Consider the following 21,661-nt stretch of genomic DNA (forward strand, 5'->3'; position numbering starts at 1 on the left):
CAATTTCGGCAAACACCCCTCATGATTCAGGCAAAATGACCAGGTCCAGATACGCCTTGAGGGTGCCAGCCATGTCAACATCGTCGGGAGACAAGAGCCACTGCACTTGGATCCCGTCCCACAGGGCCAGCAGCGACGCTCCCGCCACATGCGGGTCCACCCCGGGGCGCAGCCGACCAATGCTCTTCATGAATTCGAATTCAGCGCCGTACTCGCCGCGCAAGCGCTCGAAGCGGGCCTCGAAATACGAGCGCGCCGGATGATCGGAAGTGGTTGATTCCCCGCAAAGGGCTGCGTAGAGCTCGATCAACTCCGCGGCACCCTCGTTGAATTGCGCTTGCTCGACAATGGACTGGGCAAAGCACTCACCAGTGCCCGGCGTGCCGTCGGTGACGGCGTCGCGGCGCTTGAGAGCGGCAATGAGAAGTTCCTGCTTGTTCGGATAGTGGTGCAAAACGCTGGTTTGGCTCATGCCTGCCGCGTCGGCAACATCCTGCACAGTTCCGCCGCGATACCCCCGCGCGCCGAATACTTGGAGGGCAGCCTGGGCGATCTGTTCCCTTCGGGCTGCAGATTTGGCATATGGACCGCGCCGGCGGCGGCCGGATTCATTGCTCGTCACAGTTACTCAGTGTAGGTAGGCCCAGCAGTATTCGAAAATGATGCATCGGCCTAGCAAGCCAGCATGATCGGCAAACAAGAAATTTAACCAAAACTGAGTAATCACTCTATTTTTGTTGTAACCTATTTCACATGCCCTCGTCCCGGGCACCATAAAGAAAACTACTTTTAAGTGAGCACGGATGCCATTGACAACAAGACGCCGCCTTCTCAAGGCCGGCCTGGGCGCCGCCGCCCTGGGCGTAATGACTGCATGCGGCACCGCAGGCCCCCGGTCTGCAGATGCCATGCCAACCATTGCGCCGGCCGCCCCAGGAGAAAAAGTCAGGCTGACATATTGGAGCTGGCTCAAGGATGTCCAGCGAGTCGCAGATGCTTTCAACGCCATGCATCCGAATATCCATGTTGAGGCGGTTTGGATCCCCAGTGGAAATCAAGGCGGATACCCAAAGCTCTACTCTGCTCTCGCAGCAGGCGGAGGACCCGATCTGGCCCAAATCGAATTCCGCACCCTCCCGGAGTTCATGCTCGTCAATGGCGTCGTGGATCTCGCGGCGTACGGTGCGCAGCAGTACGCTCACCGATATGATCCGTCACTGTGGGGCCAGGTCAGTTTTCCCAACGGAATATTCGGCATGCCTCAGGATTCCGGGCCGATGGCAATGTTCTACCAGCCAGAAACTCTGGACAAAGTCGGCGCCGTCGCCCCGGAAACATGGGCGCAATGGGCCGAGATCGGGTCAGAACTGCGTCAAGCCAACAGCTACATCGACTGCTTCTCCCTCAGTGATGCCTCCTACTTCGTGTCCTACGCGGCACAAGCAGGAGCCCAATGGCTTCGGCCATCCGACGACGGCTGGGTCATTAATATGACCGACGACGCAACACTGGAAGTCGCCAGGTTCTTCGACCGGGCCATCGACGAAGATGTCGTAACTACCGCGATCTCGCCCTTCAGCCCGTCTTGGTATGCTGCGGCTGCATCCGGCCAGCTCGCCTCTGTCACCAGTGGGAACTGGGCTGATGCGCTTGTCAGCTCTGTCGCTGGCGGACAGGGCAAATGGAGGGTCGCATCGATGCCGAAGTGGACCCCGGGCGGATACGGCTCCAGCTACCTGGGCGGATCGACGGTTGCGGTTCTGGCTAATAGCCGCCATCCGCATGAGGCCTTGGAGTTCGCCGCCTGGATGACGTCCACGGAAGCCGGGATCAGCAACGAAATCGCGCACAGCGGCATTGGCTGGTCACCGGTTCCGGGCATCATCGGCGAGTCGCGCGAAGGCCCCTCCGAATTCTTCGGCGGGCAATCGTACAACGAGCAAGTCATTGTCCCAGCCAGCAAATCGCAGAATCCCAATTGGAGCTGGTGGCCGGTCACCCAGCAATCCTTCAATATCCTTTCCGACGGATTCCGCCGGAAAGCCGCCGGAACCAGCTTGGTCGATTCGGTGGTATCCGCAGAGCAGGAAATCATTGCGGCATTCCGCAACAAGGGCCTGAAGATCCGCAAGGAGGCATCGTGAGCACGCCGACCATCACCCGAGGCACCCGGAGAAAACGTGGTCCCTCATCAAGCAGGTTTGAGATCGCCCCGTGGCTGTTGCTCGCGCCTTTCCTCGCGCTCTTCACCCTGACTTTCATCTTGCCCATCATTGCAGCCATACAAGCCAGCTTCACCCGTATCACACGGCGCGGATTGTTCGGAGAAGCCGGCGTGCACAGCGAATTCGCTGGATTCGGCAATTACGCGCAAGCCCTGGGAGACGAAGCCTTCGTTGCTTCGATTGGCCGCATGATCGTGTTCGGCATCGTGCAGGTTCCCATCATGATCCTTCTTTGCACGGTCCTGGCTCTGCTGCTTGAGTCGGCGAGCGCCAAATGGCCGGCCTTTTTCCGGGCGGCGTACTTCCTGCCCTACGGCGTGCCGGGGGTCATTGCCACTATCCTCTGGTCATTCCTCTATGTTCCCGGCCTGAGCCCGATCATCGATGCCGCCTCAGCCGTCGGCTTGGAAGTCGATTTCCTCGGGCCACAGAGCATCTTGTGGTCCATCGCCAACATCGTGACATGGAGCTACACGGGCTACAACATGCTGATCATCATCGCGCAGCTCAAGGCAATTCCCGGCGAGATCTACGAAGCCGCACGCTTGGACGGGGCGGGTCCACTGCGTGTGGCATGGAATATCCAGCTGCCGCTCATCAGCCCGGCACTGGTCTTGACCACGGTCTTCTCCATGATTGGCACCTTGCAGCTTTTCGCCGAAGCGCAAGTTCTCATGAGTGTCGCACCCGCCATCGACAGCCAATACACCCCTAACCTTTCCGCCTACACAACCGCGTTCGCCTACAACGACTACAATGTTGCGGCTGCGCAATCCGTTCTCATTGCCTTGGCCGCATTCGCGCTCTCATTCGCCTTCCTGCGCCTGACCAATAGGAAGTCCTCATGACTCTGATCCGCCGCCAGTCCTTCGCAAAGCCCGCCTCTTCAAAACCAGCGGCTCTGATTGTCACGGCCTTGCTGACCATAGCCGCATTGTATTTCCTGGTCCCGGTCTACTGGGTCGTCGTTGCAGCAACGAAATCGACCCAGGACTTGTTCAGCACAAATGGATTCCTCCTCTCCGGTGACTTCGTCCTATGGAAAAATCTGGGCCAGGTTCTGGCCTATGACGGCGGAATTTTCCTGCGCTGGTTCATGAACTCGTTGCTATACGCGGGGGCAGGGGCGCTGATTGCCGCTTACCTTGCTGCAGCTGGCGGATACGCCCTGGCCAAGTACCGTTTCCGCGGAAGCAATCTGGTCTTCGGTGTGGTCTTGGGAGGCGTTCTCGTGCCTGGAACCGCAACCGCCTTGCCCCTATTCCTGTTGTTCAGCGAAATGGGGCTGTCCAATACCTATTGGAGTGTCCTGCTGCCATCATTGGTGTCCCCGTTCGGCCTGTTCCTCTGCCGCGTTTACGCTTCCAGCACCGTGGATAGCGCGTTACTCGAAGCCGCGCGCCTGGATGGCGCAAGCGAACTGCGGATCTTCCACACGATAGGACTCAGAGTCCTGTCCCCTGCTCTGGTGACGGTATTCCTGTTCCAGCTTGTCGGAATCTGGAATAACTATTTCCTTCCCCTGGTGATGCTGTCCGATTCGGATCTCTATCCAATTACCCTGGGCCTGAACACCTGGCTGGGACAGGTTGACCGCCTGCCAGAATTCTACGAGCTGACCACCGGCGGCGTCTTGCTGTCCACTATTCCCTTGGCCATTGCCATGATCGTCCTGCAGCGCTTCTGGCGCGGGGGCCTGACCGAAGGATCCGTTAAATGACTTCCCCAACAGCCTATCTGTCCGATACCGCCCCGGGCGGAGGCCGGCGCCTGCCGGCAACGTCCTGGACCCACAGTGATGCCCCTGAACTGAGCCTCGATGGACAGTGGAAGTTCCGCTGGCTCCCTGGCGTACCGGGCACGCCCGGAGGGCGCGGACTGCTGCCGGCAGGCGAGCTTCCCGAGTCCATGGCAGATGCTGGCTATGACGACTCGAGCTGGGACAGCATCGCAGTCCCTGGGCACTGGGTATTGCAGGCCGATGGCGCCTACGGACGCCCTTCGTACACGAACGTCCAATTTCCCTTCCCTTGCGACCCGCCCTATCCACCGGATGAGAATCCTACCGGCGACTACCGGCGGACCTTCGAAGTGCCCCAGAGCTGGACTTCCGGAATGGAGCGGCTGGTGCTGCGCTTCGACGGCGTTGAATCCCGATACAAGGTATGGGTCAATGGGCAAATGATTGGCTGGGGTACCGGTAGCCGCCTTGCCCAGGAATTCGATGTGAGCTCGGCCGTAGCCGCCGGTGAAAATACAATCGTTGTCCGCGTGCACCAATTCTCCGCTTCGAGCTACGTCGAGGACCAGGACCAGTGGTGGCTCCCGGGAATTTTCCGATCGGTAACGCTCAAGGCCCGTCCGCACGGCAGCATTGACGACCTCTGGATAAAAACCGGCTATTCCTCCGGTACCGGAATCATTACACCGGAAATCATGGCCGCTGACGATGCGTTCCCGCTACGTTTCGTTGTTCCCGAACTGGAAATCGACGAAGTGTGGCAAAGCCGCGAGGATATCCGAGAGGTGGAAGTGCCCGCCGTTTCCCCATGGAGCGCTGAGCGGCCAAAACTCTATGGAGCAACCGTTTCCAGCACTGGCGAGACCATCAGCCTGCGGCTAGGTTTCCGCACGGTAAGAATTGCAGGCGACCAGTTCCTGGTCAACGATCGCAAAGTGGTCTTCAACGGGGTGAACAGGCATGAAACCCACCCGCTCCTCGGCCGGGCGTTCGATGAGCAATTCGCACGAGAAGACCTGATGCTAATGAAGCGCTTCAATGTCAACGCCATTCGCACCAGCCACTATCCGCCGCATCCGCGGCTCCTGGACTTGGCCGACGAGCTCGGTTTCTGGGTCATACTCGAAAACGATCTGGAAACCCACGGATTTGAACGTCACGGCTGGCAGGGCAATCCCAGTGACGACCCGGCCTGGCGAAGTGCCTATCTTGATCGGATGGAGCGGACTTTCGAACGGGACAAGAACCATCCCTCAATCATCATGTGGTCGCTTGGCAACGAGTCCGGCACCGGGGCCAACCTTGCCGCGATGTCCGCATGGATCCATGCGCGGGATAGCAGCCGCCCGGTGCATTATGAAGGCGACTACACCGGAGAATACACCGATGTGTATTCGCGAATGTACGCTTCGTTCCCCGAAGTGCAGACAATTGGAGAGGACCGGATGACCGCTCCGCTGCTGGGATGCACCACCGCAGAGGCCGCGCGCCAGCGGACCAGGCCCTTCCTGTTGTGCGAGTATGCGCACGCCATGGGCAATGGGCCCGGAGGATTGCAACGGTATGCGGATCTGGTGGACCGCTATCCCCGGTTGCATGGAGGCTTCGTCTGGGAATGGCGTGACCACGGGCTGCAGGCCAGCACACCGGATGGCAAGAGCTTCTATGCTTACGGCGGCGATTTCGGCGAGGAGCTCCACGATGGCACCTTCGTCATGGACGGACTGGTCCTCTCCGATTCCACTGCCTCACCGGGGCTCCATGAGTTCAAGCATGTAGTCGCCCCGATCAAGTTCTCCCTGTCCTCCGTGGACGGACACCGGGTGCGCTTGGGCATCCGGAATGACCGCCACAGTGCCGACAGCGGCGACCTCGCATTCAGCTGGCGCTTGGAAGCGGCCGGGCATCCGGTCGCTAGTGCAGAATTCTTGGTATCCGGCTCTGACGACGCGCTGGAAGCTGGCGAAACTGCCACGGTTGAACTCGCCTTGCCGTACCCCCTGCCCGCAGGCGAAAACTGGTTAACCGTGGAGGCGCGGCTGGCCGAGGATGCAGCGTGGGCGGCCGCGGGCCATGAGGTGGCCAGCGCCCAATGGCCGATAGCTGCTCCATCCACCGCAATGCCGGGGCCGCGACCCGCACGGTTGCCCTCTTCGGCTGATGCGGGCGGAGCATCGATCCCTCTGGACAATGGCCGGATGCAGCTTGGTGCCGCAGTTTTCGCCGAGGGCAAGCTCATGGAGTTGGCCGGGCAGCCGGTGCATGGGCCGCGGCTGGAGTTGTTCCGCGCACCCACCGACAATGACCGTGGCGCACACTTCGGCAGCTATAACCATTCTGATCCCTGGCAGGAAGATGAGCACGGAGTCCCGGGCAATGGAGAACCCGGTCCGTCAAATGCGGACCTCTGGACGGCGGCCGGATTGGACCGGCTGAAGGCGCGGGTGCTCAGTGTCGCTACCGGCCCGGGCCGTGTGCAGGTGGCGACCAGGTATTCAGCAGCGGACCAGGCCTGCTCCATCCGAGTTGACGAGCAATGGAGCCTGGACGAGTCCGGCCTGTGGCTTCGCATCGATATGGTTCCAAGCCGAGGCTGGACATCGGTGTGGCCCCGATTCGGCGTGCGTTTCCAACTGGGCAAGGAGGTCGATTCGGCATCCTGGTACGGCTTGGGCCCGCACGAATCCTACCCGGACAGCCGTCTGGCGGCACGTGTAGGCCGCTACAGTGCAAGCATTGACGATCTGCCGGTCGAATACGCACGTCCGCAGGAAACAGGGCACCGCAGCGATTTGCGCGAATTGGAGCTCGGCGTGGGCGGTGCGCCGTGGCTGCGCATCGAGGCCTGGCCCGACGGATTGGGCCGCCGCCCCGGTTTCACGCTCAGCCGCCACACGGCACAGCAGCTTGCCGGCGCTGCCCATCCGCACGAGCTGCCGGAACCAACCAACTCCTGGCTGTACCTGGATGCGGCCCAGCATGGCGTAGGTTCCCGGGCCTGTGGTCCCGATGTCTGGCCGGAAGACGCGCTGCGCCCCGAGGCGCGCTCCTTGCTCCTGCGGATCACCGGATTGACAGGGAACGAAACCTCGCGGAGCGGGTAGCGCCGCGAACTTCCCTGCCGCTCATCGCGGCTGGACCGGGCCAATCAGCCAGCTGGCTTCATGGCTGGCGCCCGGGGCCAGCGCGATGACGTCCTGGCCGGAGTTGAAGCCGCCGGGCGGGCAGGTCATCGGCTCGATGGCCAGCCCGGTGCGGTCAAGCGCCGGATCATCGCGGTCTGCGGTGTGGATCTGGACCCACGGGCAGGCTTCGTCCCAGGTGATCTGCGACCCGAGGCCCTTGGTGTCGGTGATCGATGCGCTGAATGAGCCGTCCGCGTCGGCGGCCAGGGAAGCGTAGGCATGATCGATGAAGAGGTCCCCGATCGGCTTCGGGGTGCGGAAATCCAGCTCGGTGCCAGCCACCTGAACCACCTCCCGCGGCAGCAGGCGCGCGCCGTCGGTGAGCTGCACCTTGCCGGCTGGCAGGGTGAAAGTCCATTCATCCGCCTTCTTGCCCGGTGCGACCAGGTAGGCGTGCGAACCCCAGGCGAAGGGCGCGGTGCCCTGCCCGAGGTTGGTGGCGGTGGCGATGGTGCGCAGCCCGCCGGCTTCCAGCCGGTAGTCGATCACCAGCTGCACCTCATAGGGGTAGCCGGGGTTCGGGGCGATCACGGTGCGCAACTGGGCGGAGCTGCCGCGGCACCCGGTGATCTCGAAGCTGGTATCGGCCACCAGGCCGTGCAGCGCGTGGCCGCGCTCCGGCTCGGTGATCGGCAACTGCAGCTCCTGGCCTTCCCAGTGGTAGGCCCCGTCGATCACCCGGTTGGGCCAGGGGGCCAGGATGGCGCCGGAGAACACCGGGCGCGCGCCATGCGGATCGAAGGCGCGCACCAGCGGGCGGCCACCGTAGTCCAGGGACATCAGTGTGGCGCCCACCGTAGCCAGCTGCGCGGTGAAGCCGTGGGCTCGCAGCGTGAGCACCGTTCCGTTGGCGGTGTCCTGTTGCGGCATTGCTTGGCGATCCATTTCGTCATCCTTCTGCTGTGCTGGGAAACCATCGGGCATGGGCGGGCCCTCCCGCCATCGCGTGCGGGAGGGCCATGGCAGCAAGCCGCAGGCTAGCTGCCGGCGCCTGCGCGGCGCTTGTTGTAGATGTCGAAGGCCACTGCCAACAGCAACACGATACCCTTGACGATCTGCTGGGTGGAAGCGCCCACGCCCATCAGCTGCATTCCATTGGAAAGTACCGCCATCACCAGGCCGCCGACAATGGCGCCTGTCACACGGCCCACGCCGCCGGTGGTCGACGCGCCGCCGATGAAGCAGGCCGCGATGGCATCCAGCTCGAACATGTTGCCGGCGCCGGGCTGGGCGCCATTGGAACGCGAGGAGAAGACCACGCCGGCCACGCCCGAGAGCAGGCCCATGTTGATGAAGATCCACAGGTTGATCTTCTTGACGTTCACGCCCGAGAGCTTGGCCGCCGAGAGGTTGCCGCCGATGGCGTAGACGTGGCGTCCGAAGACCGTGCGGGTGGTCAATACGTTGTAGCCCAAGATCAGCACGGCCAAGATGATCAGCACAATTGGCATGCCACGGCTGGTGGCGATCTGCCAGAAGAACCAGAGGATGATGATGGCGGTGATCGCGTTTTTGCCCAAGAACATGGCCATGGACTCAACACTCTGGCCGTATTTCATCCGGCCCTGACGGTTGCGCCACTGCGAGTAGACCAGACCGGCCACGGCAATCACGCCGATCACCAGGGTGAAGGTATCAAAGCCGTAGCCGCCGAGCAGTCCGTTCAGGAAGCCACCGGCGATCTGTCCGTACTCACCAGGGAATGGCGAGAGCGAAACGTTGTTGAGCACTTCGTAGGTCAAGCCGCGGAAGAGCAACATGCCTGCCAGGGTCACAATGAAGGCCGGGATGCCCACATAGGCCACCCAGAATCCTTGCCACAGACCACAGATGGCGCCCACAGCGATGCCGGCAAGCATGCCAACCCACCAAGGCATGTCGTGCTTGATGATCAGTACCGCGGAGACCGCGCCGGTCAGTGCCACCAGTGAGCCCACCGACAGATCGATGTGCCCGGCGACAATCACGATGATCATGCCCAAGGCCAGGATCAGCACGTAGGAGTATTGCAGGACAATGTTGGTGATGTTGGTGGGGCTCAGTAGCAGCCCGTTGGTCAGAATGCTGAAGAGCACCACGATGAGCACGAAGGCAATGTAAATGCCCGAGGTGCGCAGGTTCTTGGTGAAGATATCCTTCAACTCGGTTGTGAGTGTCATCGGGTGCTTTCCTTCTCGATGGTCATGAGTTCCATGAGGCGTTCCTGGGTGGCTTCGGCTGCCGGTAGCTGCCCGGTCATTCGTCCGTAGGCCAGAGTGTAGATACGGTCGCAGATGCCCAGCAGTTCGGGCAATTCGGAGGAGATCACCAGAACTGCCTTACCGGCGGCAGCCAGCTCGTTGATGATGGTGTAAATCTCGTATTTGGCGCCAACGTCGATACCGCGGGTGGGTTCGTCGAGGATCAGTAGCTCTGGTGCGGTGTGCAACCACTTGCCCAGCACCACTTTCTGCTGGTTACCGCCCGAAAGGTTTCCGACCTTGGCCATCACGTTGGGGGTTTTGATCCGCATGGACTGGCGGTAATGCTCAGCGATCTGAATTTCCTTGTTGCCGTTCACAAAACCGTTGGAGGAGATCTTTCCCAGACCAGCGGCGGTGGTGTTAACGCGGATATCTTCGATCAGGTTCAGCCCGAACTTCTTGCGGTCCTCAGAGACGTAGGCGATGCCCGCCTTGATGGCCTTGCCTACCGTAGAGGTGTCCACCGGCTTGCCGCCCATCAGCACACTGCCACTGATATTGCGGCCGTAGCTGTGGCCAAAAACGCTCATCGCCAGCTCGGTTCGTCCGGCACCCATCAGTCCTGCGATGCCCACGATTTCGCCGGCACACACGTTCAGTGAGGCGTTGTCCACCACGGTGCGCTCTTGCTGCACTGGGTGCTGTACCGACCAGTCACGGACTTCAAAGACCACTTCGCCGATATTCGGTTCACGCTCTGGGTAGCGTGAGGACAGTTCGCGTCCCACCATGCCGCGGATAATGCGGTTCTGGTTAGATGCCGGGTCGGCCATGTCCAAGGCTTCAATGGACTGGCCATCACGGATGATCGTGGTGGTATTGGCAATGTCTTCGATTTCGCCCAGCTTGTGCGAAATGATGATCGAGGTGATGCCCTGATCGCGCAGTCCGCGCAAAAGGTTCAACAGGTGCTCGGAATCATCGTCGTTCAGTGCCGCCGTTGGCTCATCCAAGATCAGCAGCTTCACGTTTTTGCTTAGCGCCTTGGCGATTTCTACCAGCTGCTGCTTGCCAACGCCCAGCTGACCTACCTGGGTGATTGGCAGTTCATCCAGGCCCACCCGCTTGAGTAGATCGGCGGCTCGGTGATTGGTTTCGTTCCAGTCGATGAAGCCACCGCGGGAGGTTTCATTGCCGAGGAAAATATTCTCTGCCACCGACAGGTAAGGCACAAGCGCCAGTTCCTGGTGGATAATCACGATGCCCTTGGCTTCGGAATCCTTGATGCTCGCGGCTTTGAGCTCTTCGCCTTCAAAAATGATCTGGCCCTCGTAGCTACCGTGCGGGTAAACCCCGGACAGTACCTTCATGAGGGTGGATTTGCCGGCGCCGTTTTCGCCGCAGATGGCGTGAATCTCGCCGGTGCGGACCGAGAGGTTGACGCCGTCTAGCGCCTTGACCCCGGGGAAAGTCTTGGTGATCTCCTGCATTTGCAGGATGGTGGTGTCCATAGTGCAGACGTCCTTGGTGTGTGCTGTGAGCACCCTGCCCGTTGCTGGCCGCAACACCTAGGGTGTTGCGGCCAGCGCGGGGCGTGGGAGACTACTTGCTGCGGCCGGCCTTAACTTCTTCTGCCGTGTAGTACTTGGAGTCAACGAGCAAGGACTTGATGTTGTCCTTAACCACGATGTCCGAATCCAGCAGGAAGGATGGAACGACCTTCTTGCCGTTGTCGTAGCTCTTGGTGTCGTTGGCCTGTGGTTCGTTGCCCGAACCGTAAGCCTTGACGGCCTCCACTGCCTGGGTAGCCAGCTTGCGGGTGTCCTTGAAGATGGTGGCGTACTGAACGCCGTCTTCAATGAGCTTTACCGAAGCGATTTCTGCGTCCTGGCCACTGATGATTGGCAGGCCGCCCTTGATGGACTTGCCGTAACCAGCGTTGGACAGTGCGGTGATGATACCGCGCGAGATGCCATCAAATGGTGAGAGCACGCCGTCGATCTTGGTCTTGCCACCGGCGTAGTGAGCGGTGATCAAGTCCTCCATGCGCGACTGAGCCTCTTCCTGGCTCCAACGCAAGGTGGCTGCCTGCTGGATGTCGGTCTGACCGGACTTAACCACTAGGGTCTTGTCATCCAGGTATGGCTTGAGCGTATCCATTGCACCCTTCCAGAAGAAGTGTGCGTTGTTGTCATCGATGGAACCGGCGAAGAGCTCGATGTTCATCGGGCCCTTCTTGTCGGTCTTCTTGCCGTCCTTGTCCAACAGGCCTAGGCCGGTGAGCAGCGAGGTTGCCTGCTGTACACCCACCTTGTAGTTATCGAAGGTGACGTAGAAGTCAACGTTTTCGGTGCCGTTGATCAAACGGTCGTAGGAGATGATCGGGATATTCGCATCCGCTGCTGCCTGCAGCTGGGTGGACAGTGCGGTGCCATCAATCGAGGCCACCACCAGAATGTCATCACCCTTGGTGATCATCTGGTCGATCTGCTGCTGCTGGGTAGGGATGTCATCGTTTGCGAACTGCAGGTCTACTTCGTAGCCCGCTGCTTCCAGCTGTGACTTGACGGCCTTGCCGTCAGCGATCCAGCGCTCGGAAGTTTCGGTTGGCATTGCTACGCCGACCTTCATGTCCTCAGGTGCTTTGGTTTCTTCGCCGCCACCTGCTCCTGCGCCTCCACCTGCACCGCTACCGCCGCAAGCTGCCAGCGAACCGATCAGTGCGAGGGAACCAATGGTCGCCGCAGCTTTGCGGGTCCAGTTATTCCATGCCATCTTTTCCTCCTTGAAAATGTGCCACACTCTGCGAGTGAGACGGGGCTCACACCATGTTAGCGCTAACATAGCGGGTTAGGCCAGCCCTAATTGCAGATAAATTAAGAATCCTTACTCATTGCGTTTTTCAGGCCCACAGAATGGGCCTGAAAGGCACAAAAAACCCTGAAAAATCAGCTAAGAACTAGAAACCCTGGGCCAGACGGTAGTAGCTCTGGTTCACTCGAATCTGAGCAGCGAAGTTTCGTCGTGTCGTTTCTTCGTCAATGACCAGCAGTTCAGTTCCTGCGATTTCCGCAAAAATTTCAAATGCTTCGATGCCGGCAGCGGTGGACATCACCGTATGGTGCGCTCCACCGGCAGCCAACCACGACTCTGCCGACACGTTGAAGTTTGGTCGTGGGCTCCATACCGCACGGGCTACCGGCAGGTGCGGTAGATCAGCCGGTGGGGTCACTACATCCACCACGTTGGCGGTGAGGCGGAAACGCTCTCGCATATCTGCCATCGACACCACCACGGCCCCTTGGGTGGCATCTGCGTTGAACACCATGCGGACCGGATCTTCGCGGCCGCCAATGCCCAGCGGGTGGATTTCCACACGTGGCTTGCTAGTAGTCAGCGAGGGGCAAACCTCGAGCATGTGAGCACCGAGGATCAATTCTTTGCCCTCGGTTAGATCGTAGGTGTAGTCCTCCATGAGCGAGGCACCACCGGGCAGGCCTTCGCCCATCACCTTGGCGGCACGGACCAGAACCGCGGTCTTCCAGTCGCCCTCGGCGCCAAAGCCGTAGCCCTTGCCCATCAGTCGCTGCACTGCCAGACCGGGTAGCTGCTTCAGTCCACCGAGATCCTCAAAGTTGGTAGTGAACGCCATGGCATTGGCTTCGCCTAGGAATTTTTCCAGTGCGATTTCCTGACGCGCTGCGTAGCGCAGCGACTCGTGGCGATCCCCGCCGGCACGAAGTTCTTCAACAACGTCGTACTCGCGTTCGTACTCGGCCACCAGTGCATCAATCTCGGAATCAGCCACAGCCTCAACGGCCTGAACCAGGTCGTTGACGGCCCAGGTGTTCACCGAAACACCAAAGCGAATTTCAGCCTCAGTCTTATCCCCCTCGGTGACCGCAACGTTGCGCATGTTATCGCCAAAGCGGACCAGATTCAGGTTCTGCATGGCATTAAAGCCTGCTGCACCGCGGACCCAGGTGCCCACGCGGCGGGCAACTGCAGGGTTGGATACGTGACCCACCACAGTGGTTCGTGCTGCACCCAACCGGGTAGCCAAGTAGGCGTATTCACGGTCGCCGTGCGCTGCCTGGTTCAGGTTCATGAAGTCAAAATCAATGGAATCCCAAGGCAGTTCAACATTGGCCTGGGTGTGCAGGTGCAACAATGGCTTCTGCAAAGCCTTAAGCCCATTGATCCACATCTTGGCCGGGCTGAAGGTGTGCATCCAGGTGATGACACCAAGCACCTTGTCATCCGAATTGGCCTCCAACATGGCACGACGAATCGATTCGGAATCCTTGAGTACCGGCTTCCAGATGATCTTTGCCGGAACCTCGCTGCAAGCATCTAACCCGCGAGCCACCTCGGTGGACTGCTCGGCCACCTGGCGCAGGGTTTCCTCACCGTAGAGGTCCTGACTTCCAGTGAAGAACCAGATTTCTTTGTTGTTATATGCCTTAGTCATGATGTCCTTACTGTCCGTAAACGTTCTGGTAGCGCTCATAGAGCGAGTCAATTTGTGCGGGATCGATGGGCTGTGGATCCCCAAGTTGTTGCGCGATATGCACTGTGCGAGCCACTTCTTCACACATCACGGCTGCCTTGACTGCCGCTCGGGCATCTTTGCCAATGGTGAAGGGTCCGTGGTTGGCCATCAGCACCGCTGGGCTCCGTGATTCGCGCAGCGTGGAGACAATGCCTCGGCCGATGGAGTCGTCCCCGATGATCGCAAACGGTCCGACGGGAATGGGCCCACCAAACTCGTCAGCCATCATGGTTAGCACGCAGGGAATCTCTTCTCCGCGGGCCGCCCACGCGGTGGCATAGGTGGAGTGGGTGTGCACCACTCCGCCGACTTCAGGCATGTGTTCGTAGGTGTAGGCGTGCGCTGCGGTGTCCGAGGACGGCGCGTGTTTCCCCTCAAGAAGTTGACCGTCCAGGGTGCAGACCACCATAGATTCAGCGGTCAGGTCATCGTAGGCAACGCCGGAAGGCTTGATGACAAATAGGTCCTGGCTGCCGTCGCTCACTTCTGGATGGCGTACTCGTTGGGAGACGTTGCCCGCGGTCCACACCACCAGCTCATAACGCGGGAGTTCGGCGTGCAGATCTGCAACAACCTGACGTACCCGTTGCACTTCATCGCGCATGGATTGCGGGTAGCGTTCCAGGGAAAGTTGTTGATTCATTGATTACTCATTTCGTTCAAAAACTGAGGCAAAAGTTAGATGACGGTGATGGCGGTTCGTTGAATTTCTAGGCCGGCTTCATAGGTATTCAGATAGCTAGCGAAGCCAGCTTGATCCGCTTCTTGCGGTTCGGCCAGGGACAAACGCGCATCAGCAAAGACCTCGGAATCTAAGAATTCCGGCAGAGTTGAATCCACGCCGTCCAGCACTCGGCGGCGGTAAGCCGCGAGCACTGCAATGCCCCACGCTCCCCCGTGGCCGGCACTCTCGCCGACCAGTACCGGGGTGTTGATCGCGGCTGCCAATAGTCGTTGGGCCACACCTTGGGTGCGGAAGATGCCGCCGTGGGCAAACATCTGTTTGACCTCAACTCCTTCGGCGGCCAAGACACGCATGCCAAGGCTGAGGGTGGCAAACATGGAGTAGACCTGAACGCGCATGAGGTTGGCCAGATTCAGTGTCGAGTCTGGTGTACGCACAATGGTTGGACGACCTTCTGCCAAGTTCGCCACCGGTTCGCCGGATAGGTTGTTGTAGGCCAAAAGTCCGCCGCCATCTGCGGCTCCGTCGAGGGCTGAACCCAAGAGGGTTTCGAAGACCGTGTTCTCATCGGCCTTGTGTCCTAAGGCTTGGGCGAACTGTCCGAAAACTTGGGCCCAGGCAGCAAATTCGCTGGCCCCGTTGTTGCAGTGGACCATGGCCACTGAGCTTCCGTCCGGGGTGGCGACTACATCGATTTCGTGGTGCACTTCGGTCAATGGGGCATCGAGTACCACCATGGCAAAAATGGAGGTGCCGGCCGAGATGTTGCCGGTGCGCACTGCCACGGAATTGGTGGCGACCATGCCTGTTCCGGCATCCCCTTCCGGAGGACACAATGCGGTTCCTGGCTTGAGCTGTCCGGTGGGATCAAGCAGTAATGCCCCGGCCTCGGTGAGTGATCCAGCATCGCCGCCAGCAGGCAAGACCTGAGGCAATAGACCAAGAAGTGAACCGGTAGCACCTTGCTGTTGCGCTAGGGCGTCGAAGCTGGCCAGCATGCTGGCGTCGTAGCTACCGGTAGCTGAGTCGATGGGGAACATTCCTGCTGAATCGCCCACGCCAAGCACAAATTTTCCGGTCAATTGCTCGTGAACGAACCCGGCCAGAGTGTTCAGGCGAGCTACCTGTGGGACATGTTCTTCGTGGTCAAGCAGTGCTTGGAAGTAGTGGGCTACGGACCAGCGCTGAGGGATGTTGAAGTTCAGTTCTTCGCTGAGCTTGGCGGCAGCCTCTGCGGTCGAGGTGTTGCGCCAGGTGCGGAAGTCGACAAGCAGTTCACCTTCGGAATCAAAGGCTAGGTAGCCATGCATCATGGCAGATATTCCGATGGATCCAAGCTGAGTTGGGCGTACCCCGTGACGCGCTTGGGCATCGGTAAGCACCTGGGCCATGCAATCTTGAAGTCCGGCAATGATCGCTTCGCGGGAGTAGGTCCAGTTTTTGTTTTGGTACTGGTTTTCCCACGCGTGGCTACCGCTGGCTAGCTGCTGGTGGTCGGGGCATATCAGGCTGGCTTTGATGTTCGTTGAACCGAACTCGATGCCCAGCACGGCCTGACCGTTGCTGATGATCTCTCGGGCCGTTGACCTGTTGAGCTGTGTTGCCATGAATTCTCCGTTCGCACAGCTCGTTGAGCAGCGCCATTGCCATCGTCCGCTGCTCGATGCGTGAAAAAACAGCGTCGAGCAGAACAGAACCTCGATGCAATGTTAGCGCTAACAATTTGTGATGCGCAACACCGGATTTCAAAATACTGGCAACTAGAAGACGATTACTGAGACTTTGGAGGTGCCGTGCTTGCGCGAATGACCAGCGCTGGAGCGATCACCTTTGGGGTTTTATCGGCGGTGACACCTTCGAGCAATTCCGTGAGTGCTGCGTGGCCAACGTCCCTAAATGGCTGGCGAACAGTGGTCAGTGATGGGATGAGGAAATTAGAAATCTGCAGATCGTCAAAGCCAATCACCGAGACGTCCGTTGGCACCTCCAATCCGGCTTCCCAGAAGGCGCGCAAGATGCCCGTGGCCAGATAATCATTGGCGGCAAACACGGCGGTCACTTCCCCAGCGCGCACTGAATCGACCAGCCTCTTGCCCGCCTCATAACCGCTCGGTGCCAACCAAGATTCGGCAGGCACTTCGATGACCGGAGCTTGAGCTTCCAGCATTTTTTCTTGCCAGCCGATTTGGCGTTCAGTGGCGTCATACCAGCCGGTTGGTCCAGAAACATGGGCGATTTTACGGTGACCTAAAGCCAAGAGATGGCCAGTAGCTATGCGCGCGCCTTCACGCTGGTCAACATAGACGTAATGGGCCGGATCTGATTCGGGCACCGTGGTGCGAGCTGCGACAACCACCACCGGAATTTTGAGCGCCGCATCGTCCAAGGCGTCAATCACCTTTTCGAACGGCGCAACCATCACCACGCCATCCACACCTTGGTCAACCAAGTGATTCAAAGCTTCGGTTGAGCTGTGGGCGTCGTAGCGATCCAGGGCGGTCACGGTCACGAAGTAGCCTTGCGCGCGGGCAGCAGCTTCGATGGCTAGGACGGTGGATTGCGGTCCGAAAAACTCACTACCAATGGTCAAAATGCCAATGGTGCTGGAGTGCGATGTGGCAAGTGCGCGGGCAGCACGATTGCGACGATATCCAAGCTGACGGATTGCTTCCATCACCTGATCACGCGTTCCGGCTCTGACATTTGGGTGGTCGTTGAGCACGCGCGAGACAGTCTGGTGCGACACCCCTGCCAGGGCCGCCACATCCGCCATTGACGGGGGCCTGTTACTTGGGCGCCCTTCACCGGGCTGAGCAATGTTCACAACGGTCATTATCGCAAAGGTCGACTGGTTGACCACTGTCAGTCTAGGTAACATCCGAGAAACTACAGGTCAAATAACATATATTTTATTCTGGGAATATGTTTGTTCTGCGTATATTCAGCGATATTCAGGACATCCCAGATCTTAATGCTTCGACCTATTTACGATGGTCAGCCTATGGATCGATGCCCATTTCAGCTTCAGCCAATTGCTCGTCGTGTCCGCCGAGTTGCTCCAGTTCGTGAGCAAGCTCAGCTAGCTCAGCGCCCCCTGCCATCTGGGCGGTCAACTCACCAACGGTGATTTCCGACTTGGAATAGTATCCGATGGAACGTCCCCGCTTCAGGAGCAAGAAGGAATCGCCCACCGGGTACGCGTGGTGCGGATTGTGGGTAATAAAAATGACACCCAGACCACGGTCGCGGGCCTGAAGAATGTAGCGGAGCACAACACCGGACTGTTTGACGCCCAAAGCCGCTGTCGGCTCATCTAAGATCAAGACTTTGGCCCCAAAATAGACTGCTCGCGCAATAGCAACGCACTGACGTTCGCCGCCAGAGAGCTGTCCTATCGGCTGTTCGACATCGCGTAAATCGATGCCCATATCAAAGAGTTCCTGCTTGGTGATTTCCTTCATCTTCTGCACATCAAGCCGTTTGAAGGGACCCCTACCGATTGTCAGTTCGGAGCCGAGGAAAAAGTTGCGCCAAACCGGCATCAGCGGGACTACCGCCAAGTCTTGATACACAGCAGCAATTCCAGCGTCTAACGCTGCCCGTGGGCTTTTGAGCTTGACTGCCTCACCATGCAGAATGAACTCACCTTCATCATGCTGGTGTAGTCCTGCGATGATCTTGATCAGCGTCGATTTGCCTGCACCGTTATCACCGAGCACGCAGGTGACCCTGCCGGGTGCAACGGACATGTCAACACCGTGTAGTGCACTGACACTGCCGTAGTGCTTGCCAATGCTTTTGAGCGTGAGCAGGTCATCAGTGGGATGGTCAGCCGAAGGCTGCGCTGTCAGATTCTGATCCATTGATTTCTACTTACTCGATTCCGCACGCTTTTTCACCACAATGTTGACCACTGTAGCCAGTAGCAGCATGAGGCCGAGGAAAAATTTGAACCAGTCAGGGTTCCACGCGGCATAGATGATGCCCTTGTTGGCCATGCCAAAGATAAAGGCGCCGATGGCCCCGCCGATGGCCGAACCATAGCCGCCGGTTAGCAAACATCCGCCAATGACCGCGGCGATGATGTACAGGAATTCGTTGCCGATTCCTTCGCCAGACTGCACCGCGTCGAAAGCGAATAAGTTATGCATTCCCAAGATCCAACCGCAGAATCCCACCGACATGAACAGGCCAATTTTTGTGCGCACTACAGGGACACCGACGGCGCGAGCCGCGTCCTCATCCCCGCCGATGGCAAAGATCCAGTTGCCAACTTTGGTTCTGAGTAAGACCCACGAGGCGATCACCACCATGGCTAACCAGATGAACACGGTGACCTTTACGTCGATCCCCGCGATATTCACAGAAGAGGCGAAGACCGCCTGGGCGCTGCGAAAGCCTTCCATATCGGCAACGGAAGGTGAGGACACCGATCCACCGATGGCCCGCGTGAGCCCGAGGTTCAGGCCCGTAAGCATCAAAAAACTGGCTAGCGTCACGATGAAGGAGGGCAGCTTTGTCTTGATCAGTACGATTCCGTTGATGAATCCGATAAGTAAGGAAACGATCAATGCCAGCACGACGCCAACCCATAGATTGAAGCCGAAGTACCAAGAAAATAGTGAAGCGCTCAACGCCGAGGAAATCACCGCCACACCGGTGGATAGATCAAACTCGCCGCCAATCATCAACAGGGAAACTCCCACGGCCATGATGCCGATGGTTGACGAACCATACAGGACGGTGGCCAATGAGGCCGGCGCGAGAAAGACCGGTGCAACGATGGCAAAGAAGATAAACAGGGCTACCGCACCGACGAGTGCTCCGATCTCCGGACGCCCTAAGAGAACCGCGACGGCGCTCTTTTTACCTACCGACGCATCGTGTCCAGGGATTCGTTTCTTGGGCGAGGGCGAGGCAGTTACTGATGACATGAGATTTCCTCCGTATCCTAACTATGCGCATGACCACCACTGCTGACTAAGGGTGCTGCGCATGCAAGGATGTGGCTAGCGGACGCCTTCTTGAGCGAAAGTAGTGATCTTTTCGGCCGCAGCCTTATCGATGATAGCCGGACCAGTCAAAGTTGCCTGGCCTCCACCAATGGTGAACCCACCACGATAGTTCTGCCATAGCGCATCAACCGCCATATAGCCTTGCAGCCAGGGTTGCTGATCCACCGTGAACAGTACTTTGCCGGCAATGATCTCTTGAACAAGCTGCGAGTTCATGTCGAAAGAGACTATGTCTACTTTTGAGTTTGTTGTGGCCTTGGCTTTGAGCAGCGTCATGGTCACCGGCGCACCCAGACCGATGATGGCATCGGCTTGTTGGTCTGCTTGTAGTTTTGCCGTCGCCGTGGACTCAACCTGGGTCATGTCGGTTCCCTGCACGTAGAGCACCTCGGTATCCGGAATAACCTTCTTAACACCGGCGCACCGCGATTCAAGACCGACATTGCCCTGTTCTTGGATAACGCAGATCGGCTTTTTGAACCCTGATTCCTTCAGCTTTTCACCAGTGGCCTGTCCGGCCAGTTGATCATCAGATCCAAAATGAGCAAAAGCACCCAAGGCCTTAAACCGATTTTCCCCTGCGTTCATGCTCACAATGGGAATCCCGGCCTTGGTGGCCTTTTTCATCGCTGCGGTCATGGCATCGGGTTTAGCCAGCGTCACTGCAATGCCGTCAACGCCTTGATCAACTGCCTGTTCAATGAGCTGAGACTGGCGTCCACCATCAGGGTCCGATAGGTACTGAAGCTCTACGTTGTCCTTAGCGGCAGCTTCTTCAGCACCCTTGCGGACGATATCCCAGAAGGTGTCTCCCGCAGCTGAATGGGTGATGACTGCAACTTTGATCCGGTCCGTGCTCACTACTGTTCCGCCACTCGCATTAGCTTCAGACGGTGGAACGCGGCCGCCGGTCGCAGAGCACGCAGTCAATCCAAGCGCTGGAACGATGGCAAACATGATCGCAAGTTTGCGCCAAGTAGGCTTTTGCATTTTCTGCTCCCCTTCAGGAATCGCCGGCGCTCTCGTTTGGTTACACGGAGCAAGACCGCCTTATCAAGTTTTTCGTCATCGAATCACAAGATGTCTCAAGCGTCTGAGCGAGTCGAATCCGTTGGGTTCCAGTCACGTCTAAGGATACTTTTAGAACGCGTGGCCCTTCTCCATGCACAGACTTTGACCGCCATCGGCAAAGTCCGCTCATGAGTTTGAACAGAGTTCGTGTCATTCCGAAGGCATCATGGCACAACGACCATTAAAGCAAGCTCGTACCGCAAGCGACTAATCTTGAGCAGTTCTCTGTCCGGGCGCTGGTTCTCAACGCTGGGACCCGTAGCTCGCGTTGGCATGCAAAAGCCCGGAACCCACCAAGCGTGATTTCCGGGCTTTGCATGCTTTGCTTGCTCAGTGCGAGATGTACTTAAACGGTGCGAACTACGTTTTCGTAGCCAAAGCGGGCCTTTGGTGCACCGATTTCGTCCTCGGCTGGCTGACCAATGTTGACTACCAAGAAGCTCTTCTGGTCACCTTCTGGGAAGAAGGAAGCATCGATAGCCGAGAAGTCAGCACCGGTCATAGGGCCTACTGCGAAGCCAAGGCTACGTGCGGCCAGCAAGAAGTAGCCTGCCTGCAGGTGAGCGTTGTTGTTGCCGGTAGCTGCGGTGAAGTCAGCGTCTGCGTCGTACATGGCCTTAGGAGCGTTGTAACCTGGCAGGAAGTTGTCCCACTGTTCGTGCCATGCGGTGTCGTAGCTGAGGATTGCTACCAGTGGAGCGGCAGCGGTCTTGGCCTGGTTACCGTGAGCCATGGCATCAACCAAGGTGGCGCGCGCTTCAGGCGAACGTACGTAGGTCACGCGAAGTGGCTGGGAATTGAAAGCGGTTGGGCCGAACTTTGCCAGTTCGTAGATCTCCTGCGCCTGAGCTTCGGTGACTTCACCGGTGAATGCGTTTGCGGTGCGGGCTTCGCCAAAGATGGCGTTGATCGTCGCTGAGTCGACCTGGTTTCTCTGGGATGTAACAGTCATGAGATTGCCTTTCGGTTCGGCCCGCGCGCCGGGTAATTCGCCGGTACCGGAC

Annotated in this window: 17 protein-coding genes; 4 read left to right on the forward strand and 13 right to left on the reverse strand. The window is 58.7% G+C overall.

Features of this window, described 5'->3' with window-relative positions:
- Positions 1–19: 19 nt before the first annotated feature.
- Positions 20–622, reverse strand: coding sequence for a TetR/AcrR family transcriptional regulator (locus tag ACT3RW_RS16700; RefSeq protein WP_013350642.1), 603 nt, complete (start codon positions 620–622; stop codon positions 20–22).
- Positions 623–803: 181 nt separating this feature from the next.
- Between ACT3RW_RS16700 and ACT3RW_RS16705 the strand changes: the two genes are divergently transcribed.
- The 4 genes from ACT3RW_RS16705 to ACT3RW_RS16720 are packed head-to-tail and all read left to right on the forward strand — an operon-like array spanning position 804 to position 7,070.
- Positions 804–2,144: an ABC transporter substrate-binding protein gene (locus ACT3RW_RS16705; protein ID WP_444614532.1), complete on the forward strand. Its 1,341-nt coding sequence runs from the start codon at positions 804–806 to the stop codon at positions 2,142–2,144.
- An 11-nt stretch (positions 2,145–2,155) separates the two neighbouring features.
- Entirely contained in the window at positions 2,156–3,073 is a 918-nt protein-coding gene (locus ACT3RW_RS16710) for a carbohydrate ABC transporter permease (RefSeq protein WP_444614659.1), read from the forward strand.
- On the forward strand, positions 3,070–3,945 hold the full coding sequence (locus ACT3RW_RS16715) for a carbohydrate ABC transporter permease (RefSeq protein ID WP_444614533.1): 876 nt from the start codon (positions 3,070–3,072) through the stop codon (positions 3,943–3,945). The genes ACT3RW_RS16710 and ACT3RW_RS16715 overlap by 4 nt, the downstream gene beginning before the upstream one ends.
- Positions 3,942–7,070, forward strand: coding sequence for a glycoside hydrolase family 2 TIM barrel-domain containing protein (locus ACT3RW_RS16720; protein ID WP_444614534.1), 3,129 nt, complete (start codon positions 3,942–3,944; stop codon positions 7,068–7,070). The genes ACT3RW_RS16715 and ACT3RW_RS16720 overlap by 4 nt, the downstream gene beginning before the upstream one ends.
- Before the next feature lie 21 nt (positions 7,071–7,091).
- Here the strand turns inward: ACT3RW_RS16720 and ACT3RW_RS16725 are convergent, their stop codons facing one another.
- From ACT3RW_RS16725 to ACT3RW_RS16780, 12 genes are all read right to left on the reverse strand, one after another.
- Positions 7,092–8,036 carry an aldose 1-epimerase family protein gene (locus ACT3RW_RS16725; RefSeq protein WP_444614535.1) on the reverse strand — a complete coding sequence of 315 codons (945 nt, stop codon included), beginning with the start codon at positions 8,034–8,036 and terminating at the stop codon, positions 7,092–7,094.
- Between the two features lie 92 nt (positions 8,037–8,128).
- On the reverse strand, positions 8,129–9,310 hold the full coding sequence (gene mmsB, locus ACT3RW_RS16730) for a multiple monosaccharide ABC transporter permease (RefSeq protein WP_444614536.1): 1,182 nt from the start codon (positions 9,308–9,310) through the stop codon (positions 8,129–8,131).
- Entirely contained in the window at positions 9,307–10,845 is a 1,539-nt protein-coding gene (gene mmsA, locus ACT3RW_RS16735) for a multiple monosaccharide ABC transporter ATP-binding protein (protein ID WP_444614537.1), read from the reverse strand. The genes mmsB and mmsA overlap by 4 nt, the downstream gene beginning before the upstream one ends.
- 91 nt (positions 10,846–10,936) lie before the next feature.
- On the reverse strand, positions 10,937–12,109 hold the full coding sequence (gene chvE, locus ACT3RW_RS16740; RefSeq protein ID WP_131089541.1) for a multiple monosaccharide ABC transporter substrate-binding protein: 1,173 nt from the start codon (positions 12,107–12,109) through the stop codon (positions 10,937–10,939).
- A 184-nt stretch (positions 12,110–12,293) separates the two neighbouring features.
- Positions 12,294–13,805 (reverse strand): L-arabinose isomerase, encoded by a 1,512-nt coding sequence (araA, locus tag ACT3RW_RS16745; protein ID WP_444614538.1) that lies wholly within the window; start codon positions 13,803–13,805, stop codon positions 12,294–12,296.
- A 7-nt stretch (positions 13,806–13,812) separates the two neighbouring features.
- The gene (locus ACT3RW_RS16750) at positions 13,813–14,490 is read right to left on the reverse strand and encodes an L-ribulose-5-phosphate 4-epimerase (RefSeq protein ID WP_444614660.1); all 678 of its coding nucleotides are present in this window, start codon (positions 14,488–14,490) and stop codon (positions 13,813–13,815) included.
- Positions 14,491–14,564: 74 nt separating this feature from the next.
- Entirely contained in the window at positions 14,565–16,178 is a 1,614-nt protein-coding gene (locus tag ACT3RW_RS16755) for a xylulokinase (RefSeq protein WP_444614539.1), read from the reverse strand.
- Between the two features lie 164 nt (positions 16,179–16,342).
- Positions 16,343–17,344 (reverse strand): LacI family DNA-binding transcriptional regulator, encoded by a 1,002-nt coding sequence (locus ACT3RW_RS16760; protein WP_444614540.1) that lies wholly within the window; start codon positions 17,342–17,344, stop codon positions 16,343–16,345.
- Between the two features lie 226 nt (positions 17,345–17,570).
- Positions 17,571–18,434, reverse strand: a complete 864-nt coding sequence (locus tag ACT3RW_RS16765; protein ID WP_444614541.1) for an ATP-binding cassette domain-containing protein — start codon at positions 18,432–18,434, stop codon at positions 17,571–17,573.
- Between the two features lie 6 nt (positions 18,435–18,440).
- A complete protein-coding gene (locus ACT3RW_RS16770) occupies positions 18,441–19,505 on the reverse strand; it encodes an ABC transporter permease (RefSeq protein ID WP_444614542.1) in 1,065 nt (354 codons plus the stop codon).
- 75 nt (positions 19,506–19,580) lie between these two features.
- A complete protein-coding gene (locus ACT3RW_RS16775; protein WP_444614543.1) occupies positions 19,581–20,576 on the reverse strand; it encodes a substrate-binding domain-containing protein in 996 nt (331 codons plus the stop codon).
- Between the two features lie 427 nt (positions 20,577–21,003).
- On the reverse strand, positions 21,004–21,609 hold the full coding sequence (locus tag ACT3RW_RS16780; protein WP_444614544.1) for a malonic semialdehyde reductase: 606 nt from the start codon (positions 21,607–21,609) through the stop codon (positions 21,004–21,006).
- Between the last annotated feature and the right edge of the window lie 52 nt (positions 21,610–21,661).

Source organism: Glutamicibacter sp. AOP5-A2-18, assembly GCF_052446055.1.
Lineage (GTDB): Bacteria > Actinomycetota > Actinomycetes > Actinomycetales > Micrococcaceae > Glutamicibacter.

Bases quoted from the DNA above. Each gene is read 5' to 3' on its own strand.
- ACT3RW_RS16760 (WP_444614540.1), bottom strand. From the start codon at position 17,344: ATGGCGGATGTGGCGGCCCTGGCAGGGGTGTCGCACCAGACTGTCTCG.
- araA (WP_444614538.1), bottom strand. From the start codon at position 13,805: ATGACTAAGGCATATAACAACAAAGAAATCTGGTTCTTCACTGGAAGT.
- ACT3RW_RS16725 (WP_444614535.1), bottom strand. From the start codon at position 8,036: ATGGATCGCCAAGCAATGCCGCAACAGGACACCGCCAACGGAACGGTG.
- ACT3RW_RS16715 (WP_444614533.1), top strand. From the start codon at position 3,070: ATGACTCTGATCCGCCGCCAGTCCTTCGCAAAGCCCGCCTCTTCAAAA.
- ACT3RW_RS16720 (WP_444614534.1), top strand. From the start codon at position 3,942: ATGACTTCCCCAACAGCCTATCTGTCCGATACCGCCCCGGGCGGAGGC.
- ACT3RW_RS16780 (WP_444614544.1), bottom strand. From the start codon at position 21,609: ATGACTGTTACATCCCAGAGAAACCAGGTCGACTCAGCGACGATCAAC.
- ACT3RW_RS16770 (WP_444614542.1), bottom strand. From the start codon at position 19,505: ATGTCATCAGTAACTGCCTCGCCCTCGCCCAAGAAACGAATCCCTGGA.
- ACT3RW_RS16775 (WP_444614543.1), bottom strand. From the start codon at position 20,576: ATGCAAAAGCCTACTTGGCGCAAACTTGCGATCATGTTTGCCATCGTT.
- ACT3RW_RS16750 (WP_444614660.1), bottom strand. From the start codon at position 14,490: ATGCGCGATGAAGTGCAACGGGTACGTCAGGTTGTTGCAGATCTGCAC.
- ACT3RW_RS16765 (WP_444614541.1), bottom strand. From the start codon at position 18,434: ATGGATCAGAATCTGACAGCGCAGCCTTCGGCTGACCATCCCACTGAT.
- mmsA (WP_444614537.1), bottom strand. From the start codon at position 10,845: ATGGACACCACCATCCTGCAAATGCAGGAGATCACCAAGACTTTCCCC.
- ACT3RW_RS16705 (WP_444614532.1), top strand. From the start codon at position 804: ATGCCATTGACAACAAGACGCCGCCTTCTCAAGGCCGGCCTGGGCGCC.
- ACT3RW_RS16755 (WP_444614539.1), bottom strand. From the start codon at position 16,178: ATGGCAACACAGCTCAACAGGTCAACGGCCCGAGAGATCATCAGCAAC.
- chvE (WP_131089541.1), bottom strand. From the start codon at position 12,109: ATGGCATGGAATAACTGGACCCGCAAAGCTGCGGCGACCATTGGTTCC.
- mmsB (WP_444614536.1), bottom strand. From the start codon at position 9,310: ATGACACTCACAACCGAGTTGAAGGATATCTTCACCAAGAACCTGCGC.